Genomic DNA, 17,929 nt, shown 5'->3' with positions numbered 1-17,929 from the left:
GCTGTAAACCACCTTTCCACTGTGCCCAGCATATACACAGCATAGTGGCGTATTGATATAAATAGGAATAGACTCTGACGAAAAATCGTCAGAGTCTAAACCTTTTCGGGCTAATTAGTTGAGATTATTTAATCTCAACAACAGCACCAGCTTCTTCTAATTGTTTTTTCAAAGCTTCTGCTTCGTCTTTAGATACACCAGCTTTTAATTCTTTAGGTGCTCCGTCAACTAAATCTTTAGCTTCTTTCAAGCCTAATCCAGCTAAATCTTTAACCAATTTAACTACAGCTAATTTTTGACCACCAGCTTCTTTCAAGATAACGTCAAATGAAGTTTTCTCTTCTGCAGCAGCAGCACCACCTTCAGCTGGAGCAGCAGCTACAGCAACAGCAGCAGCAGCAGGCTCGATGCCATACTCGTCTTTTAAGATATCAGCTAATTCTTTAACTTCTTTTACTGTTAAGTTAACTAACTGTTCAGCAAGTTGTTTTAAATCTGCCATTTTATTTTGAATTTTTGAATGTACTTTATAAAAATTGTTAATTAAATTGTAACGAATGTTTCTGTTCTAGAGGATTCGTTAACCTCTTTCTTCTAAAGCTTTTACTAAACCTGCAACAGTATTTCCTCCTGATTGAAGAGCTGAAATAACATTTTTCGCAGGAGATTCCAAGGCTGCGATAACGTCCGCAATAAGTTCGTTTTTAGATTTAAGATTAACTAATGCAGTTAATTGATTATCTCCAACGAATGCAGTTGCTTCAATGAAAGCCGCTTTTAACAACGGTTTTTCACCTGATTTACGCAATTCTTTGATTAATTTCGCAGGCGCATTAGCGACTTCTGAAAACATCATTGTAGACGCTCCTTTAAGCGTTCCAAAGATTTCTTCTTCATCAACACCAGCTTCGATTAATGCTTTCTTGATTAAAGTGTTTTTCACAGCTTTAATCTCGATGCCTTGTTCAAAACATTTACGACGAATGTTATTCACTTTTTCAACTGACAACTCAGCAGTATCGGTAATGTAGAAGTTACCGTAAGATTTAATCTGTTCGGCCAAAGCTAGAACAATTTCTTGTTTTTCTTCTTTTCTCATGATTAAATACCTGCTACTGATTTAGTCTCAATATGAATACCAGGACTCATAGTTGAGGAAATGTGAATACTTTTAAAGTAAGTTCCTTTAGCTGCAGATGGTTTCAAACGAGCTAGAGTTTGTAATACCTCTAGTGCGTTATCATATATCTTATCTGCATCGAACGACGCTTTACCAATAGAAGTATGGATGATACCGGTTTTGTCAACTTTGAAATCGATCTTACCACCTTTTACATCTGTTACAGCTTTACCAACTTCTGTTGTAACTGTACCAGTTTTAGGGTTAGGCATCAAGTTTCTTGGACCTAAAATACGACCCAATTTACCAACTTTAGCCATAACACTAGGCATAGTAATAATGATATCAACGTCAGTCCAACCACCTTCAATTTTGCTGATGTAATCATCTAAACCTACGTAGTCTGCACCTGCCGCTTTAGCTTCTTCTTCCTTATCAGGAGTACATAAAACTAAAACACGAACAGTTTTACCAGTACCGTGAGGTAATGTTGCAATACCACGAACCATTTGATTTGCTTTACGAGGATCTACGCCCAAACGAACGTCGATATCCACAGAAGCATCAAATTTGGTCAATGAGATTTCTTTAACTAAAGCCGAAGCTTCTTTCAAAGAGTATGCTTTACCAGCTTCAATTTTGGATAGTGCCGCTTTTTGATTTTTTGTTAATCTAGCCACTTTTCTTAAATTGATTTCTTAATTAATTGTTCCAAGGAGCATTACCTGATACAGTAATACCCATACTACGTGCTGTACCAGCTACCATTTTCATAGCAGCCTCTACAGTAAATGCATTTAAATCAGGCATTTTATCTTTAGCGATTGTCTCAACTTGTTCCCAAGTGATAGCCGCAACTTTTTTACGGTTAGGCTCGCCAGACCCACTTTTTAATTTAGCAGCGTCTTTCAACTGAACTGCTACCGGTGGAGTCTTGATGATAAAATCAAATGATTTATCAGCGTAAACTGTAATGACAACAGGCAATACTTGACCTGGTTTGTCTTGCGTACGAGCGTTAAACTGCTTACAGAAATCCATGATATTCACACCTTTAGCACCTAATGCAGGTCCTACTGGAGGTGAAGGATTCGCAGCTCCGCCCTTAACTTGTAATTTTACTAACGCACTGACTTCTTTTGCCATTTTGTTTTGAATTTAATTTTGTTAAATGTCTGTTAGTAAGTTGGAAGCAAATAACGTAACATTCATCGGCCAGGACGTAACACCCCAACCGAGGTGCAAAGTTAATAAGAAGATTTGAATCCTGCAAGTATCTAACTTTTAATTTTTCAGGAATTTATACTTTTTTTAAAAAGCTGGCATCCATTCGTTTATTTTTCAAATATATCACCGACCGCCCTATTCACCCCGAGCATAAAAGCCATCAAAACTATTTACCAATACAATAAAAAAAAACACTAATAACCAACATATATAGCATGTATTTCATCGGGTTAGGTTTCAATTTTTGATAATTCGACCGTAAGCCCCGATAAGGCTACTCTCTAATTTTTAAAATATTTCCCAATTGATCTTTAATCCCTTTAGGCAAAGCGGGAATTCCGTAGCTATCGAGATCATCCCAATAAGTGTTCCGATAATTACTGCTTCCTTTCAGAAATATACTTTTTGCAAATTGCTTTTTGTATTCAGTAAATTGGTCTTTGGTGATATATTCCTTTTCAAGCACATAAAATTCATCATATGACTCTATCGGAGTATATTCAGCTTGGCTCTTTTTCTTAACGCTAGCAACAGCTGACCTAACGACACTGACCAAATGATCCATTGTTAAATTATCCAGATTTACATTCGCATACGTTTCTATCGTTACGCCACTATGTTGACGCCCCTGTATTTTAAATATCCTCTGATCTATTACAGTCCCCGGCGCTACCCGATTAAGATACACCTGCCCTTTTCTCTCCTTCGAAACTTGTACAAAACCCATGTTTGTACTCCCCTGTTTTATAAACCGCCGACCATTATCCACCTCCAACCGAAACCCTTTCGGCAACTGATAGGCGATCGAAGTACTTTTTAAATTGATCACGCTTGGGTTATAGGAAAAAAAAGTTCCCATCTTGTCTGCGAGGTCCTGCGTAGCAACTTTATTTTCAAAAATCCGGTACTCTTTCAAAATAAACCGGACCTTTTCTTTCTTATTCTTTAGTGGAATATAATACGCTATTATACCATCGACAAAATATCCCATCTTATTATTAAGTGAAGCAAGGTTCCGAAAATACCCTTTTAAAACAACATAGTCAGTCTTGGTCCGATCACCTATCGCGACTTCATCAATCTTAATTGAGCGGGAAACCATTTTGATCTTGCCCATCGTCTTTACTTCCGAAAAAGGCACCATCAAACTACTATAGGCAACATGCTGAAAAGTTAGATTAACGGTCTTTTCCTGTTTCAACGAATCCAACACAACTTCTCCGGCTATATTTGTTGCACCAAGTAAGCTACCGTTATCCGCATACAGATTGACACCACTTATAGGTTCCTGTGTTAGGCTATCAATGACTTTAATTTGTGCATTGGTCAAAACAGAAATCATCATTAGTATCCCGATAATAAACCCTATTCTTATTTCATATTTCATTTCAGTCCTTTTTATTTGTCTTTTATTAATTAGGGATTAACAGTATCCGATAATCTTCTATAATTCTACTTATTTATTTCTAGTTCTATTATACCCTTCATTAAATGCTTCAATAAGAGCGCTACTATTCATGATAACATAAATAATGAAAGTAAGCACCGCTACTACCGCTACAAATTTTAAAAGCTTCTTAATTTCCATAATTATTTAGATTTAAGTACTGTTCCAAAAATAGACATTATGAAATAGTTGTACCACAACCTGTGGTTATATAGCGACAAATTTAACGCGAACTATCAATTAATCAATTGGAGGTTTTCACCAAGTTGTTTTGCCAGTCCATCGTTGATCGCTGGAATATGATAGTCTTCCAACTTCTCCCAAAATCGTATCTTATAATTGCTTTTTTGGGGCGTTGTGTAAATACTCTTCGTCAAGCCCTTTTGATTGGATTTATATTCCTCTTCCGTTATATACTCATTCTCCATGACATAAAATTCATTAAGTATCTCACAAGGGATATGGCCGTATTCCTTTTTGCGTTTTAAAGACGCAACAATATTTTGGTAAAGGGCTGTTAAATTGAAAGGTGTAATACTGTTTAATTCTGTTGCATTATAATTTTCGACTGTAACCTCGTGAAATGTCTTCGCCTCGAGGTTAAAAAGTTTTTCATTTACTACAGTATCTGGCAACACCTTATCCAAATACAATTGAACATTACTTCGATCAGCATCTGTCGTCAGGTACCCCACCTCATTCCCTTTTTTCAACAAGCGAATACGGCTAGACCTATCGTTTTCCTTAACGAGATCATTCAGTCGATCCGCTAATTTTCTATTATCTATTTCCGTAATCCTAGGAATCTGGAAGAAAGATCTCATTTTTGCATTATAATCTTTAGCGACAATAGAATCTACAAACACACGATAATCAACCAATCTATATTTAGGTTTACCCTTCTTTAACGGAATATAAAACTCTACAATTCCGTCCGAAAAATACTTAAACTGATGATCAAATGTCTCCAGCGAGCGGAAATACCCTTTCAAAACCACGACTTCTTTTGGCTTTGCCGTAACAGTGACTTCTTTTAAGACTTGAGGTCTTGGCTCCAAAAAATATAGTTGTTTACCGTCCAGCGATACCAACGAAAAGGTTTTGGTTTCATAGGAGATATGTTGCACCGTAATTACTAAAGGGAGTTTTTGCCTCTTTACTCCATTATCGAGAAACTGAGTTACACCAGTTTTATCTGTAAATCCAATCAATGTCCCCTTTTCATTGTAAATATTTAATGAGGGAATTGGCAACTTATTCTGAACGCCGACAAACTGTATCTGTGCCTTGCATAATAGTCCAGCAAACAAACAGATTAGAACAACTATAAATTTTATCTTCATATACATTAATGTATTCCTTAAGTCAACCTACTAAAAAGCTACTATATTGGCCATTCCTGTTGCGCAACTAATAATTCCTATACCTATATTTTCATGAGAACGGCTATAAAGTTCACCAATATATGTAAGCCCAATCCATAGATAAAGCCATGTTTTAACCTTAGAAAAACTATTAAGTACCCTAAAACTACCTGAGGAAGCACATATATTGGATAGAGAAACCAAATAGTCGTATTGATAGGCGCAAAGTTTGCAATATGTACAAGTCCAAATAAAATAGCACTTATTGACCCCATAACTCTAATGGGAATAAACCTATCAAGATACTCTTTCGGATGCTTATCTCTCAGAACTCGATAAGCTACCAGGCTAATAACTATAAAAGATAAGATGATAGTTATAGCCTTCAAATTTACGTGAAATAAGTCCTTAAGGCCGAAAGCCAGATAGGTTAAAATAGCAGAAAAAGATATTGCTATATGCTTTGGGTCAAAAGACAACCAAAGGCGAAACATTGTTTCTTCAACTGTCGGTGCAAAAAAAGCAGCTATAAACATAATATAGAAGCCATTATCGGTCAATGCCTTAATAGACTTTAGTACATCATGATTTAATAGGCTCGGGATTTTATAATAATCGACGACTAAAAATGTATCGATAGCCCCAATAATCGTCGCAAGCACAAGTCCAATTCCGATAAATAGAAGATACGAATACCCAATAGCCTTTATTTTATCTTTTGTAAACATACTTCAAATCAATATAACTCATATAGGCGGCTACCACTGTTTAAAAACGAACGTTAGATGTAGGCACTCAAAAAGGACAGCACATTTGCTAAGGCGTGTAATGCAATTACCAATAGAATTTTGTTCCATTTACCTTGCGACCTCAAAGCCATATAATAATAGGCAAATACAAATACTGAGATAATAGTTGCTAGGAAATACCAAATATTATAACAACGAAATACGCCAAAAATGATAGCAGCAATCAAGACGCTCATTGAAGCTGAAATCTTCAGCTTGTGCAGCAGCTCTAAAACTAGCACTTGGACCAATAGCGTTTCCAAAATTGGCGCTATCACTACCAATGACACAAAAGCAAATCCCAGTCCCTGTTGCTGATATTCTTCAATATCAGCAAAACCTAGAGATAGACAACCAAAAATATAATATGCGACCCAATTTGTTATTCCTTCGATCAAAAAGAATATAAACAGAAAATATAAGTTCCTACTTCTCGGTATTTCTATTATTTTAAAAATATCTCTCATTTTACACAACTAACACAATTTAATCCCCACCTATCAAGGTACTATACTTCCTTTACCTCAAAAAATAACAATCCTAATCAATTGCCGTCAAGCTATAACCTTTTGCTCTAAGTAACGAGATCAAGCCCTTTTCACCAGACAGGTGTCCAGCTCCCACAGCAATAAAGCAACCCTGGTCTTTGATCAAATTCGGAATAATCGTTGTCCAGTTTATATTCCGCCCTGTCAAGAGCTTTTCTTTCTGTTCGACAGACATCCATGTAGGATCCTCAATCAATGCAGTTAATTCTTTGAGGTTTTCATTTTTATAGGCATTGACCATTTTGGCCGTTAGAGCGGGATATTTATCCAACTGCAATACCCAGTCCATAAATAACTTTGGCGTAATCAAGTCTTTCAATAACCCGAATTGATAATCAGCTGTTTCAAGTTCGCCAATTGTTTTACCCTGAGCGGAGGCCAGAGCCGATAGTTCAATTTCATATGATTTCAACTTTGTTGGATCAGGACAATTAAAGCCTTTCATTGAAAATAAGGAAGCCATTGTTACCGGTGAAACATGATCCAATAATTTAATTGAAAGCTGCTGTGCCAACAAGACGCTATCCATTTTACGCACTTCGCTATCGGTAAAGTTTTTAATAAAACTAGGGTCAGGTACGGCAAATGCCTGTAGGACCTCCATATTTTCAGGTTTTGACAGATCCACTTCAAATACGACTTTCTGGCTCGAATTAAGCGCGTCCAGACATTTTTGTTTGATCTCAAAATCGTCAGGACACAACATGTGGATCGTACCAAACAAATAGGAATCTTGTTTAAGTCCATTTCCCGAGATTTTCCACAGCATCGAATTCCCCTGCGCAAAACCACTAAAAGTGATTATAAAAAAGAGTAATAGAAGAATAAAATGTTTTTTCATCCGTTTAAATTTAAGGTTTTTATTTATTTCTGGTCGCATTAAAACCATCTTCAAATCCTCGAATAAGTTCGCCGACATTAGACAGCAGATAGACACAAAATGCCAGAATAGCTATTATTACCACAAATTTTAAAATTGTTTTAGTTTCCATAATGATTTAGATTTTTGTTACCGTCCCAAAAATAGACATTAAGATATATCTACACCACAACCTGTGGTTGTATTTCAATAAATTTTCTATGGAAAAAAGAGCAACAAAACAGCTTATTACATAAGTAATGAAGAAAACCAAGAGTCTTCTATTACAATGGTGGGGCTAAAGGAATTAGAAGGAAGTTAAGAATTTATCACACAAGTATTTAGGCTAGACTCTCAGATCAAATATCGTTTTATAATCACAAATCCAGAATAATCTATTATTTCATTCATTAATTTTCTCACATTATTCTCATCAACTACTCTTCAATTACCCATAGTACAAGTCAAAACACCATTACTTTCTTTAAACTAGGATAGAAAAAGTAATAGTGTCTTCAAATTATATTTATAGAAGATGCTTTTCTCCTATAAATTTATACCGTAGTTTATTTTTATAGTCTGCGATTCACCATTATTTAATGGTGCTAATTTGTATACGAGCTTTATTTTTTTGATTATGTGCAACCATTGCGCCGATAAGCAACGAAATTAGAAAAATTCCCAAGCCAAATATAATAATCAATTTACGACTTTTTACTAACAACATAATTTCAATATCTTAATTTAAAGCTCAATCCAATGGAATAATTCCTATATTCACAACTTTTTAATAATTCCAATTTCATGTTACACTCCCTTTTTTAAACTTATTTTGAACCATAACGCACGTGTGCATTTCTTTCATATCTGGAAACTGTAAATAAGATAACGCCAAACAAGATACTCCTAATCAGAAGACTTGCAAACCCTCCTTCTATCCCATAATTTCCTCCCAACCAATAATCATTGGTTGGCAAAATAAGACTATACAAACCACTTTTTGTTGTTCCACTCATTGGAAGTGAAAATAACCATTGAATATAATTCCAACCAAAGTGTAATCCAACAGGATAATATATAGATTTTGTATGAATATAAGCATATGCATAAATTATACCACCTAGAAAATGGGAAACAAATGCTGTGGTCGTAAAATGAGAATTTCCTAGATGACATGCAGCAAATAAGACAGCTGAAATTAGTACTGATTTTTTCTTATCAAAAAATCTACGCAACCCGCGAATCAAATAATACCGAAAGACAATCTCTTCAAAAAAAGCTGTACAGATACAAATTAAAAAAATATTAAATTGATCAGACATGGTAATAGTATTGGAGGCTATATCCAAGCCAAACAATAGAAAAAACACAATCAAAATAATACTTGATTGTAAAGTACCAAATATTAAAAGTTCTATTTTCTGTTTCAATAAATCAAAATTAAGACGAACCTAAGTAGCAAAGTACTTAGGTTCTTACGTAAAATAGTTTTTATTTTCAAAGCACTAAATTACCCATGAATTGCTGTAGGGCCACCAATGGATCCATCTAGATCTCTCTGTTGAGCCTGAAAAAATCGACCTAAAACCCAAAAAAAAGCTTCTGTCATACCATCTCCACCGTTTACTTCAATAATCTCAGAATTAGTCAATTCTGTTAGTTCTATTTTGTTCATAAATTTACAAGTTTATAAAGCTTCACCATTTATTCCTCTTTCAAATGCAGCAACGTTTTGTCTCCAATCAGCAACGACATTATATAAAAATGTCCCCAAAGCAGCTTGCCACCATCCCCCATCAACTACTTCCATTTCTTTCGCATCCATTTCCTGAACACCGAAACCTTTTAAATCTAATGTATTCATTTTTTTGATTTATAAAAAATTACTTCCTACTCTATTCTTAGCCTTTTCGGATTCCTGCTTTATTGATCAACACTACTAAATTACTTTTGCTCAATGCACAAAAAAAGCATTCAGAAAATGATTTGAAATAAAATTATCACCCGCATTTGCTTGCCTCATCTGATTTAAATCCAGCAAATGAATATTTTCCTGCTGAACCTCTACCTTGATTTGGATTGAATAGTCTTTTTCATAGTAATACGTATTAAGCGATCTATCAAAAGTAATTGGAGCACCAATATCTCTAAGATATTCAATAATACGGGCCAATCGTGACACAGAAAGCCCGAGGCGGACTGCTAGTTCTGACTGTGTTCCCGTCCGTCTCTGGCGGATCAACTTGTCCAACAAATTAATCCGGTCTATATATTGGAATAGCTTCATAATGATTTTAATTTATCGATCCATAAATCTGATAGCGCAGCATGAGCTGATTGAACACTACAGTATATTTGCTGCGGATCGTTTCCGACTCCGCTTTAATCAAATTACTTTTACTCGTATTGACATCATAGATCGATGCCTTGCCCGCTTCAAAACTCCGCAGGGTGTAACCTAGAGATTGCGCTGTTGCCGTGCTCGCTTCTACCGCAATACCATATTGCTTTCTGTTCTCCTCCAGTTCAAGCAATAGCCTATCTAAGATCTGCTGCTGAGCAAACTTTTCATTATCAATCGCCAATTGTATATTTTGCTGGTTCAAGTCGATCTGCTTCAACTGACGTTTAGTCTTGCTTTTGTTGAAGATGGGCACCGAAACCGTCACAGCGAGCTGCTGGGCAAAGTTGTCTTTACTCTGTACAAAAAAAGATCGCGTATTGTCCGCTTTAAAAGCATTGAAATAGGTGCTCCCCAAACCAGCGGATCCTTTTACCGTCGGAAATAACGCTGCTTTAACCAACTTGGACTCGACCTCAAGTCCAACAGCTTGACTTCGAAGCTTAGCAAATACCGGATTATGCACAAAAGCTTCTTCCCGCAGGCTTGATGAATCCGAAAAAGCATGCCCTTGCAGGAGATCATTCTCCACTACTGGGACAGCCAGTTCTAAGTTACTATAGTCCGGATAGTTCATCAGCTGGGCTAACTTAAGCAAGGACTGTCGCCGATCTTTGTGATACTGTTGGTATTGCTGTTTCTCTCGCGCCAGATTGGCTTTTGCTTCGGCAACTACCGACACAGCTGTTGCCCCTACCGCCGTACTTTTCTCGGCTTTATCCAGTAACTGCTGTGAAAATTGCATGGCCGAATCCTGTGAGACCAATAGTGCCTGAGCCAGCAATGTCTGCAGATAGGCTTCCATCAGCTGAACAGTAAGATTCCTTTTCAATATCTCCTTTTCGACACGTTCCTGTTCCGCTTCAGAAGCCGCTTTCTTGGCTTGGTTTCGAAAATAGTTATATTGATATAGGGTCAGTTCCGCATTGATCCCCATGTTGCTATTCAGATTGTCATTGCGCCGAATCGTACCAAACACATCCTGTGATGATCCAAAAGTGGTATACCCATTTGCATAGCCATTCACACTTGGCAAGCGTTCCCGCAATGCCATTTGCTGATCCAGCACTTTTATCTCAGCCTTGATATCCTGCTGTTTTATCGGTAGATTATGAGTCACTGCATAATCAATACAATCCCGTAAAGTCCAGGCTCGTTGCGCCAGTACATTCGTAGATAACAGTACCGCTAAATAAATAAACCAGCACTTTATCCTACATCTTTGATAATTTTTCATCATTGAATAAAAAACAACAGTTAGTTTAACACGATCGATTGCTTTTTCCACATATCCTTATAAGCAGACTCTTGGGTTAATAATTCCTCATGTTCGCCCTGTTCGATAAGTACTCCATCTTTAAGCACCATAATGGTATCGGCCTCAGCGATCGTACTCAGCCGATGTGCAATCACAATCATTGTCTTACCCGAATCTTTAAAGCGACGGAATGCTCGCTGGATTACCTGTTCTGTTGAAGTATCCAAAGCCGAAGTCGCTTCGTCTAAAATGAGAATATCCGGATTGCGGTATAATGCTCGTGCAATGGCAATTCGTTGTCGCTGTCCACCGGATAGCATGGATCCATTTTCACCAAGCTGGGTTTCAAAACCAGCTGGAAGCTTTTCAATAAAAGACATCATGTCCAATTCATTGACTACCTGCAACAGCCGCTGAAAATTGGGAACATCCTCTCCGACGGCAATATTACTAACGACGTTACCCGAAAAAAGATCAATCTGCTGGGGCACAATGGCAATGCGTTCCCGAAGGGAACTCTTCGAAATATAGTTCAAATCGTATTGACCGATAGAAATCTTGCCCTCCTGTAGTCGATACAACTGCTGAATAAGCGCTCCTAGCGTAGTCTTCCCGCTTCCACTCTCCCCGATCACGGCCGTCATCTTGCCTTGTTGTATCCGGCAACTAAAATTTCGGAATACCTCTACCCGTGATCCGTAAGAAAAACGTATATTATCAAAGACGATATCCCCAACCAGATCCGAAGTAAGCTGTAATTTCTCTTCTGATTCTTCACGCTCCAGATCCATAATTTCAAACAAGCGATCTGCTGCAATCAATGCATTTTGCAGTGTCTTATTCATGCCGATCAATTGTGTCACCGGCCCAGTAAAATAACCGATCAAGGCGTAAAATGAGAGTAGTTCTCCCGGCGTGATCGTACGTTCGATCACATAGTATGAACCGGCCCATAAGAGGATAATGGTAAATAACCGCGACAATAACTCGCCAGAGGTGCTGGAAAACAAGCCATTCATCACCGAAGCATAAATGGTTTTCAATAAATGCGAAAACCGATTGTCTGTACCGCTATTAAAATAAGTTTCAATCCCAAACTGCTTGATGGTCTTGACCGAATTGAGCGATTCGACCAGATGAGATTCCAGTTCGGCCCCTTCTTCCATCATCCGGCGCTCTACTTTTTTGTTCAGTTTATTGGAAAGCCAATAGACCCCTAGATAAAAAGGGATAACGAGCAGTATGATCAAGGCCAGTTTCCAGAAATAGGTAAACATAAGCGCGAAGGAAAAGATCACAATCAGCAAATTGACGACAGCCTGTATAGCTATATCATTAATAAAAGCACGAATTTTGACTGCATCGTTAACCCGCGATATAATCTCGCCCACTTTCATTGTATCAAAGAAGTGTTGCGGGAGACTCAGCAAATGTTTATAATAACCTAAAATCAGATATTTATCAATCCTTTGCCCCGTTTGCAAGACCATGACACTTTTCAATGTACCAATGAGCAACTGAAAAATCAGAATGACCAACATACCGATCGAAAGAAGGTTCAATAAGCGCACATTGCCATCGACCAGTACATAATCGGTAATTTTCTCAATGTAAAACGATGTTGAAAGCCCCAGTAGCGTATACACAGCAGCTCCCACCAATGCCTGAACGATCACCGAGCGATGGGGCCGGATCAGATTCCAGAATCGCTTGTAAACAGCGATCTTCTCATTTTTCTGTTCAAAATATTCATTGGGTTCCATTAAGATCAACACCCCAGTCCAAATCTTCTGAAAGGCCTCAAAGGTATATTTTTCCACTTTTCCGAAGCCAGGATCCATCACCGTGATTTTATCCTTTTCCACCTGATAGATTACCACATAGTGTTGGAGCTGCTCTTTGAGCACAACATGGGCAATTGCTGGTAAAGGTATCTGCGGAATGGCATCTATAGCGCCCTTGACACCTTTGGCATTAAAACCCATTTGTTGCAGTCCTTGAACCATACCTAATACATTGGTACCACGCGTATCGGTGTGACAGAATTGTCTGATCTTGGCAATAGGAATATGTGTACCATAATAGCCCGCAATAGATGCCAGACAGGCCGCCCCACAGTCACGGATATCGTGCTGCTTAATGCAAACAGGAGATTTTTTCATTACAAATTTACTGTTGTCAGATAATAAAGAAGTTTTATAATGCGCTCGTCTTAGCGCCAAGATTTGGATTGAACAGATCGTCGGCCCGATCGAACAGGAGCTGCCATAACGTACGGTCTAAGAGGTAAAACCGCGCGTTGAATGTATTTCCCTTTCCTACAAAGGCCTGATTCCCATTGGGAAGACTCAGAAAGTTTTTATCGAGGTGACATCTGACCCTAAAATAAGATCCTTTTTGTTGGTCGCTTACCAGATTGTAGTCAATATCATGCACTGTCCCAGAAAGAAATCCCCATTGGTTATAATTATACGTATCCATCTGGAATTTGACCGATTGATCCTTTTTGATATAGCCGATGGATTTGGCTGGCACCAAACATTCGGCTATAAGCTGATCCTCCGGTGAAATTTCCAGAATATCCTGTCCTTGTACGAGCTGTCCCCCTTTTTAATACCCTTTAAAATTGACCACCGTCCCAGTTATAGGCGCACGAACAATATAGTTTTGACCATCAATCAAGATTGACTTCTTCTCGGAGGACAATGATTGAGATTTCTGTCGCAGTTCGACCAACTTAGCGCTCCATTGCGCCATCTGCTGCTTGCGTATCGTCAAAAACTGATTTTCAAGTTGCTCAAAAGCATATTGTGTTTTATCGAGTTCCGCTTGGGACACCACCCCTTGGCTGAATAGCTGATTATTTCGGTCCAGTTCACGACGTGCTAAGGTAAGCTGCGACTGTATTTCGGACATACGTTGTTCCATGGACAGATATTCCAGTTGATATTGTCCACCTTGCAGACTTTTTGCCCTACCATCAAGAATAAGTTTTAGATCAGCGATTTGTCTCGCATAGTCATCTGTTAAACCCTTATTCAGGGACAGTTTATTTTCCAGATCTTCGGAAACAACGATCAGTAGTGTATCCCCCTGTTTTACCTGCTGATTGTTCCCCACAACACGGTTGTCAATAATACGGCCACTGACCAAGGATAGCATCTTTGTGTTCTCCATTGCAGGCCTGACAATTCCCTGTGCCGAAATTGAAATAGGCACTTTGATAAACGGTAATAATATCAACCCTATAATTATAGCCACTATCAGCAGTAAGTATATGATATTTGTTCTTTTCATCTTGGTTTTTAATCAATATCCAAAAATGTATATTACATTTTTGATCCACCACAACCTGAGGTTGTATTTTAAAATTTATTAATTAACTTACAACGCAAATTAATAGTGGTTAATGAAATTTTTCGACATATTCCCAACTTTCGCCGAAGCCCCCTATTCCTATATTGTCGTACCGATTATATTGATATGCAGCATAATTGGATTTTATAACAAATCGTTTTTCCACGCGCTGATCCTGCACCCCTACGAAATAGCAAGAGGTAAGCGTATTCATACTTTGCTTACCTCTGCATTAATTCACCGGAATTGGATTCATTTGCTGTTTAATTGTATTGTGATTTTTGGATTGGGATATGATACATTTGGTAATTTAAAGCAAGAATCTGGGATTACCATCGCATCGCTAGTCACCCCATTGCTATTTATCATGATGATTATACTTCCAAATTTATTCCAATATCTACAAGAAAAAGGCAATTTCATCCACACGTCTATCGGCGCATCTAACCTCACATTTGGCTTATTTGGATTCAGTTTTTTGTATTTTCCTTTACAACCAACACATAGTTTCATTATTCCTTTTATTAACAATAGTGCTCAGTACTGGCTGGCTGTTTTGCTTTTATTATTTTTTTTATTAAAAATTCCTAAAAGTAAAATCAACAAAAGATTACACCTTTTAGCCTATCTGACCGGATCACTTTTAGCAATAATCGTTCGGCCTCAATCCTTTCTTGAAATTCAAACTGTTTTCAAAATTTTCCTTTAACCTAATAGACCTGTTTTTAGCCATTCCCAAAAATTAGTTCTCTTCTCATCCTTCCTTTCCGACCCCCCACCTCCAATTTCTAACACTTCATTTGCATCTAACTCGCTTACATTAATTTCTCCCAATTTTTTTTCCATAATATTTTGATTTTTATTTCCTCAAAATTCATGGAAAAGTGGCTTAGCCACCACAACCTAGGGTTATAGACTATAACTAGAAGTTTTAACATCAAAAAACTTCACAACTATAAGTTATATTTATTAAATTAGGATTTCTAAATTTTGGTATTGAAAAGAATGGCAAGAGAGGAAATCGGAACAATTATTAGACAGAAAAGAGAAAGTCTCAAGATATCGCAAGAAGCCGTTGCATTCGTTTTGGAGATATCACAGGCTGCCTATTCAAAAATAGAACGCAATGAGACGAAGCTAAAGGTAGAGCAGGTTTACAAGATTGCCGAATATTTTGGTATTACCATCTATGAGCTTTTACCACCTGCTTTAGCCAGTGACATAACAGGAGAAAATATCTTTGGCCTAATCTATCATTATAGCAAACTTCTTGCAAAGAAAATAATTGCCTTATTTCAAGGGAAACGATCTCAAGGTGAAGTCTAATCCTTAATTACACTTCGCCTTATTTTTTAATAGACTTCAACACCTTATCCAATACTGGATCTTTCCCCTTGACAACATCATCAACACTCCGTACGACAGGAACATCCGGCATGACACCCCTTCCCTCTTCTGATACTTGATAATAAGGTTTGACATCCATTAAGCCAAAACGCCAACGCAGATGGGAGTTTGGAAGTTTCAGCACAGGAAGAGATCCGGCAACTGTTCCATTGGCAGCCCCACCAGTTTCCTCCCCCACAAAAACAGCCCGCTTCCCAACTTTTAGATTTGTAGCAATTAAACTCGCTGCAGAAAAAGTCCCGCCATCAATCAGTACAAATAAATCACCGCGATAGCGACTGCCTTTTGATTTTTCGACTTTACTTCCTGTAAGATGGGTATAATTTATCCCATCTTTGGAAAAGCTCTTTGTCCAGGATACTACAGCACTTGGTATAATAAATGGTGATAAAATGGGATAAGACCAGCCCGGCAATCCTTTTATCTGATAGAACGGCAACTTGAATTTTGAATTGATTACTGCTGGCTGAACAAATTGGAATTTATCCTCCTCTACCAGATAACTATACAGCTCCTTCACATCGAATAAGCGTCCGCCCAAATTGCCACGAAGATCCAAGATCAGGTATTGTACCGAATTAAGCTCCAGCCGACCAAAAATCCTTCTGTAAGCTTCCTTTGGACGCCCGTACGAAAAATCAACCACCTTCAGTAAAGCAACGCTGCTATCGCCTTTGACAGGAAAAGAGAGCTGTTTACTCATCCTTTTTAGATTGGCATTATACCCAAAGATTTTACGCTGCTTTTTTAGATCACTTTTCTTCTGATCAGGTTGGCCCACTTTTTTCACAGCCTTGGTCGTTACCCCCGATTTAGCCTTTGTATCGACACTGTCAAACCTTCTGACCACAGTCCGCTGATATGTACTATCGGCGCAAGAAAACAAAACCGAAATAGAATCTTTATACCCCAGTTCCAATTGGTAATACCGCGGTAATAAACGCTCAAAAGCCTGATCTATAAATGTCGTATTATAGCCGTCCGACGTAAAGGTTGGACGATATTTTGTGTACAGATTTTGTGGTTGTATACCCTCAATAGAAAGAATTTTAGAGCCTGCTACCAAACTTGAATCTAACGTTCCATTTTTTGAGAGATAGAGTGTATTTTCCTGCCAATGAAAGCCCAGTTGTGAAAAGGGACCTTTACTTTTTTGATAACGGACTTTATCCTTACCTTTTGGATCAAATTTAGAAATAAGGGGACTCAGCGTCATATGTCCCTGCCGAACCTGGGCCAGTACAGATGCTAATGCCAGCTGAAACTGATTGGGCAATAAGGGTTGGCGGATCGCCCTACGAAGGCTGTCGAACTTAACCTTTAACTGATCTTCCCGCACATACAGAAACAGGTCTGGATGCATTTTCCATATGTTATGCTCGACATAGTTGATATCTTGCTGCATAGCTTCCACCGCCAGGGGAGTTTCGATAAATCGATTGTACTTCTCGACATTTGCACAGCTCAGCAATGTCAGCACATACACCAATACGAATAGATAAATAGTTGGCCTTTTCATTTGCAGTAAGATACAAAAAAAGCCTTCCAATTTTCATGAAAAGCTTTTCTCTATCGTTAATTACTAATCTTACTCTTTTTCTACTTGCATGTAGTTTAATTCAAGTGGCGTCTTACGACCGAAGACTTTCACCATCACGATTAATTTCTTTTTATCTTCGTGGACTTCTTCGATCTCTCCAGTAAATCCGTTGAAAGGACCATCGTTTACTTTCACTGTTTCACCCACATAGTAAGGAACGTTTATGGTTTCACCTTGTTCGGCCATTTCATCCACTTTACCTAAGATACGATTCACTTCTGCTTGGCGCAAAGGGACAGCATTACCAGCTTTATCTCCCAAGAAACCAATGACGCTATTGATATTTTTGATGATGTGCTCCAACTCACCGTCAAGAGCTGCTTCCAATAAAACATAACCAGGGTAGTAGTTACGTTCTTTAGCAACTTTCTTACCATCGCGCATCAAGTAGTATTTTTCCATTGGAATCAACACTTGAGGAATCAAGTGTTCAATACCTAAACGGCTAACTTCGGCATCAATATATTGCTTTACTTTCTTTTCTTTACCACTTACAGCACGAACTACGTACCACTTTAAACCTTGATCTGCCATAAATAAATACGATTGAAAA

At 37.9% G+C, this 17,929-nt stretch carries 21 protein-coding genes and 1 pseudogene; 2 read left to right on the top strand and 20 right to left on the bottom strand.

The features are described from left to right. Positions 1 to 124: 124 nt before the first annotated feature. The 17 genes and pseudogenes from rplL to ACLCDV_RS04525 all read right to left on the bottom strand — a co-directional run bounded on the left by rplL (position 125) and on the right by ACLCDV_RS04525 (position 14,309). Positions 125 to 502 (bottom strand): 50S ribosomal protein L7/L12, encoded by a 378-nt coding sequence (gene rplL, locus ACLCDV_RS04605; protein ID WP_002992785.1) that lies wholly within the window; start codon positions 500 to 502, stop codon positions 125 to 127. A gap of 78 nt (positions 503 to 580) precedes the next feature. Next, positions 581 to 1,099 (bottom strand): 50S ribosomal protein L10, encoded by a 519-nt coding sequence (rplJ, locus tag ACLCDV_RS04600; protein WP_046672239.1) that lies wholly within the window; start codon positions 1,097 to 1,099, stop codon positions 581 to 583. A gap of 2 nt (positions 1,100 to 1,101) precedes the next feature. Beyond that, entirely contained in the window at positions 1,102 to 1,800 is a 699-nt protein-coding gene (gene rplA, locus ACLCDV_RS04595; protein ID WP_046672240.1) for a 50S ribosomal protein L1, read from the bottom strand. A gap of 22 nt (positions 1,801 to 1,822) precedes the next feature. Beyond that, entirely contained in the window at positions 1,823 to 2,266 is a 444-nt protein-coding gene (rplK, locus tag ACLCDV_RS04590; protein ID WP_070566323.1) for a 50S ribosomal protein L11, read from the bottom strand. 355 nt (positions 2,267 to 2,621) lie between these two features. Beyond that, positions 2,622 to 3,734 carry a hypothetical protein gene (locus tag ACLCDV_RS04585; RefSeq protein ID WP_411972999.1) on the bottom strand — a complete coding sequence of 371 codons (1,113 nt, stop codon included), beginning with the start codon at positions 3,732 to 3,734 and terminating at the stop codon, positions 2,622 to 2,624. A 296-nt stretch (positions 3,735 to 4,030) separates the two neighbouring features. After that, positions 4,031 to 5,137: a hypothetical protein gene (locus ACLCDV_RS04580; RefSeq protein ID WP_317668302.1), complete on the bottom strand. Its 1,107-nt coding sequence runs from the start codon at positions 5,135 to 5,137 to the stop codon at positions 4,031 to 4,033. A gap of 83 nt (positions 5,138 to 5,220) precedes the next feature. Next, positions 5,221 to 5,886 carry a type II CAAX prenyl endopeptidase Rce1 family protein gene (locus ACLCDV_RS04575; protein ID WP_411972998.1) on the bottom strand — a complete coding sequence of 222 codons (666 nt, stop codon included), beginning with the start codon at positions 5,884 to 5,886 and terminating at the stop codon, positions 5,221 to 5,223. Positions 5,887 to 5,939: 53 nt separating this feature from the next. Next, on the bottom strand, positions 5,940 to 6,413 hold the full coding sequence (locus tag ACLCDV_RS04570) for a type II CAAX prenyl endopeptidase Rce1 family protein (RefSeq protein ID WP_317668303.1): 474 nt from the start codon (positions 6,411 to 6,413) through the stop codon (positions 5,940 to 5,942). A gap of 73 nt (positions 6,414 to 6,486) precedes the next feature. Beyond that, entirely contained in the window at positions 6,487 to 7,335 is an 849-nt protein-coding gene (locus tag ACLCDV_RS04565) for a TraB/GumN family protein (RefSeq protein WP_157698365.1), read from the bottom strand. Positions 7,336 to 8,180: 845 nt separating this feature from the next. Further along, a complete protein-coding gene (locus tag ACLCDV_RS04560; protein WP_317668304.1) occupies positions 8,181 to 8,783 on the bottom strand; it encodes a CPBP family intramembrane glutamic endopeptidase in 603 nt (200 codons plus the stop codon). An 80-nt stretch (positions 8,784 to 8,863) separates the two neighbouring features. Further along, positions 8,864 to 9,028, bottom strand: a complete 165-nt coding sequence (locus ACLCDV_RS04555) for a hypothetical protein (protein ID WP_157625908.1) — start codon at positions 9,026 to 9,028, stop codon at positions 8,864 to 8,866. Positions 9,029 to 9,040: 12 nt separating this feature from the next. After that, on the bottom strand, positions 9,041 to 9,217 hold the full coding sequence (locus ACLCDV_RS04550; RefSeq protein ID WP_157625906.1) for a hypothetical protein: 177 nt from the start codon (positions 9,215 to 9,217) through the stop codon (positions 9,041 to 9,043). Between the two features lie 90 nt (positions 9,218 to 9,307). Next, a complete protein-coding gene (locus ACLCDV_RS04545) occupies positions 9,308 to 9,640 on the bottom strand; it encodes a hypothetical protein (protein ID WP_070566309.1) in 333 nt (110 codons plus the stop codon). A 7-nt stretch (positions 9,641 to 9,647) separates the two neighbouring features. Then, entirely contained in the window at positions 9,648 to 10,994 is a 1,347-nt protein-coding gene (locus tag ACLCDV_RS04540; RefSeq protein ID WP_317668305.1) for a TolC family protein, read from the bottom strand. A gap of 17 nt (positions 10,995 to 11,011) precedes the next feature. Beyond that, positions 11,012 to 13,174, bottom strand: coding sequence for a peptidase domain-containing ABC transporter (locus ACLCDV_RS04535; protein ID WP_411972997.1), 2,163 nt, complete (start codon positions 13,172 to 13,174; stop codon positions 11,012 to 11,014). Between the two features lie 34 nt (positions 13,175 to 13,208). Next, positions 13,209 to 13,601, bottom strand: a pseudogene (locus ACLCDV_RS04530) (HlyD family secretion protein); the annotation flags it as partial. A 21-nt stretch (positions 13,602 to 13,622) separates the two neighbouring features. Next, complete coding sequence (locus tag ACLCDV_RS04525; RefSeq protein ID WP_411972996.1) at positions 13,623 to 14,309, bottom strand: HlyD family secretion protein; 687 nt, start codon at positions 14,307 to 14,309, stop codon at positions 13,623 to 13,625. A gap of 112 nt (positions 14,310 to 14,421) precedes the next feature. On the opposite strand from ACLCDV_RS04525, the gene ACLCDV_RS04520 reads away from it, so the two are divergent. Then, positions 14,422 to 15,078 (top strand): rhomboid family intramembrane serine protease, encoded by a 657-nt coding sequence (locus tag ACLCDV_RS04520; RefSeq protein WP_411972995.1) that lies wholly within the window; start codon positions 14,422 to 14,424, stop codon positions 15,076 to 15,078. On the opposite strand, the gene ACLCDV_RS04515 is transcribed toward ACLCDV_RS04520, so the two are convergent. Further along, on the bottom strand, positions 15,075 to 15,215 hold the full coding sequence (locus ACLCDV_RS04515) for a hypothetical protein (RefSeq protein ID WP_312331629.1): 141 nt from the start codon (positions 15,213 to 15,215) through the stop codon (positions 15,075 to 15,077). The two genes, ACLCDV_RS04520 and ACLCDV_RS04515, sit on opposite strands and share 4 nt — an antisense overlap. Positions 15,216 to 15,374: 159 nt before the next feature. Here ACLCDV_RS04515 and ACLCDV_RS04510 point away from each other — a divergent pair, with 159 nt between their 5' ends. Then, the gene (locus ACLCDV_RS04510) at positions 15,375 to 15,695 is read left to right on the top strand and encodes a helix-turn-helix domain-containing protein (protein ID WP_120333427.1); all 321 of its coding nucleotides are present in this window, start codon (positions 15,375 to 15,377) and stop codon (positions 15,693 to 15,695) included. Positions 15,696 to 15,714: 19 nt separating this feature from the next. Here the strand turns inward: ACLCDV_RS04510 and ACLCDV_RS04505 are convergent, their stop codons facing one another. Both ACLCDV_RS04505 and nusG read right to left on the bottom strand, forming a co-directional pair. After that, the gene (locus tag ACLCDV_RS04505; protein ID WP_411972994.1) at positions 15,715 to 17,295 is read right to left on the bottom strand and encodes a S41 family peptidase; all 1,581 of its coding nucleotides are present in this window, start codon (positions 17,293 to 17,295) and stop codon (positions 15,715 to 15,717) included. A gap of 69 nt (positions 17,296 to 17,364) precedes the next feature. After that, a complete protein-coding gene (gene nusG / locus ACLCDV_RS04500; protein ID WP_046672242.1) occupies positions 17,365 to 17,910 on the bottom strand; it encodes a transcription termination/antitermination protein NusG in 546 nt (181 codons plus the stop codon). Between the last annotated feature and the right edge of the window lie 19 nt (positions 17,911 to 17,929).

Origin of the sequence: Sphingobacterium sp. Lzh-3 (assembly GCF_046764375.1) — a bacterium.
GTDB lineage: Bacteria > Bacteroidota > Bacteroidia > Sphingobacteriales > Sphingobacteriaceae > Sphingobacterium.
The sequence above is the reverse complement of the archived record's forward strand: the minus strand, read 5'-3'. Positions and strand labels throughout refer to the sequence as shown.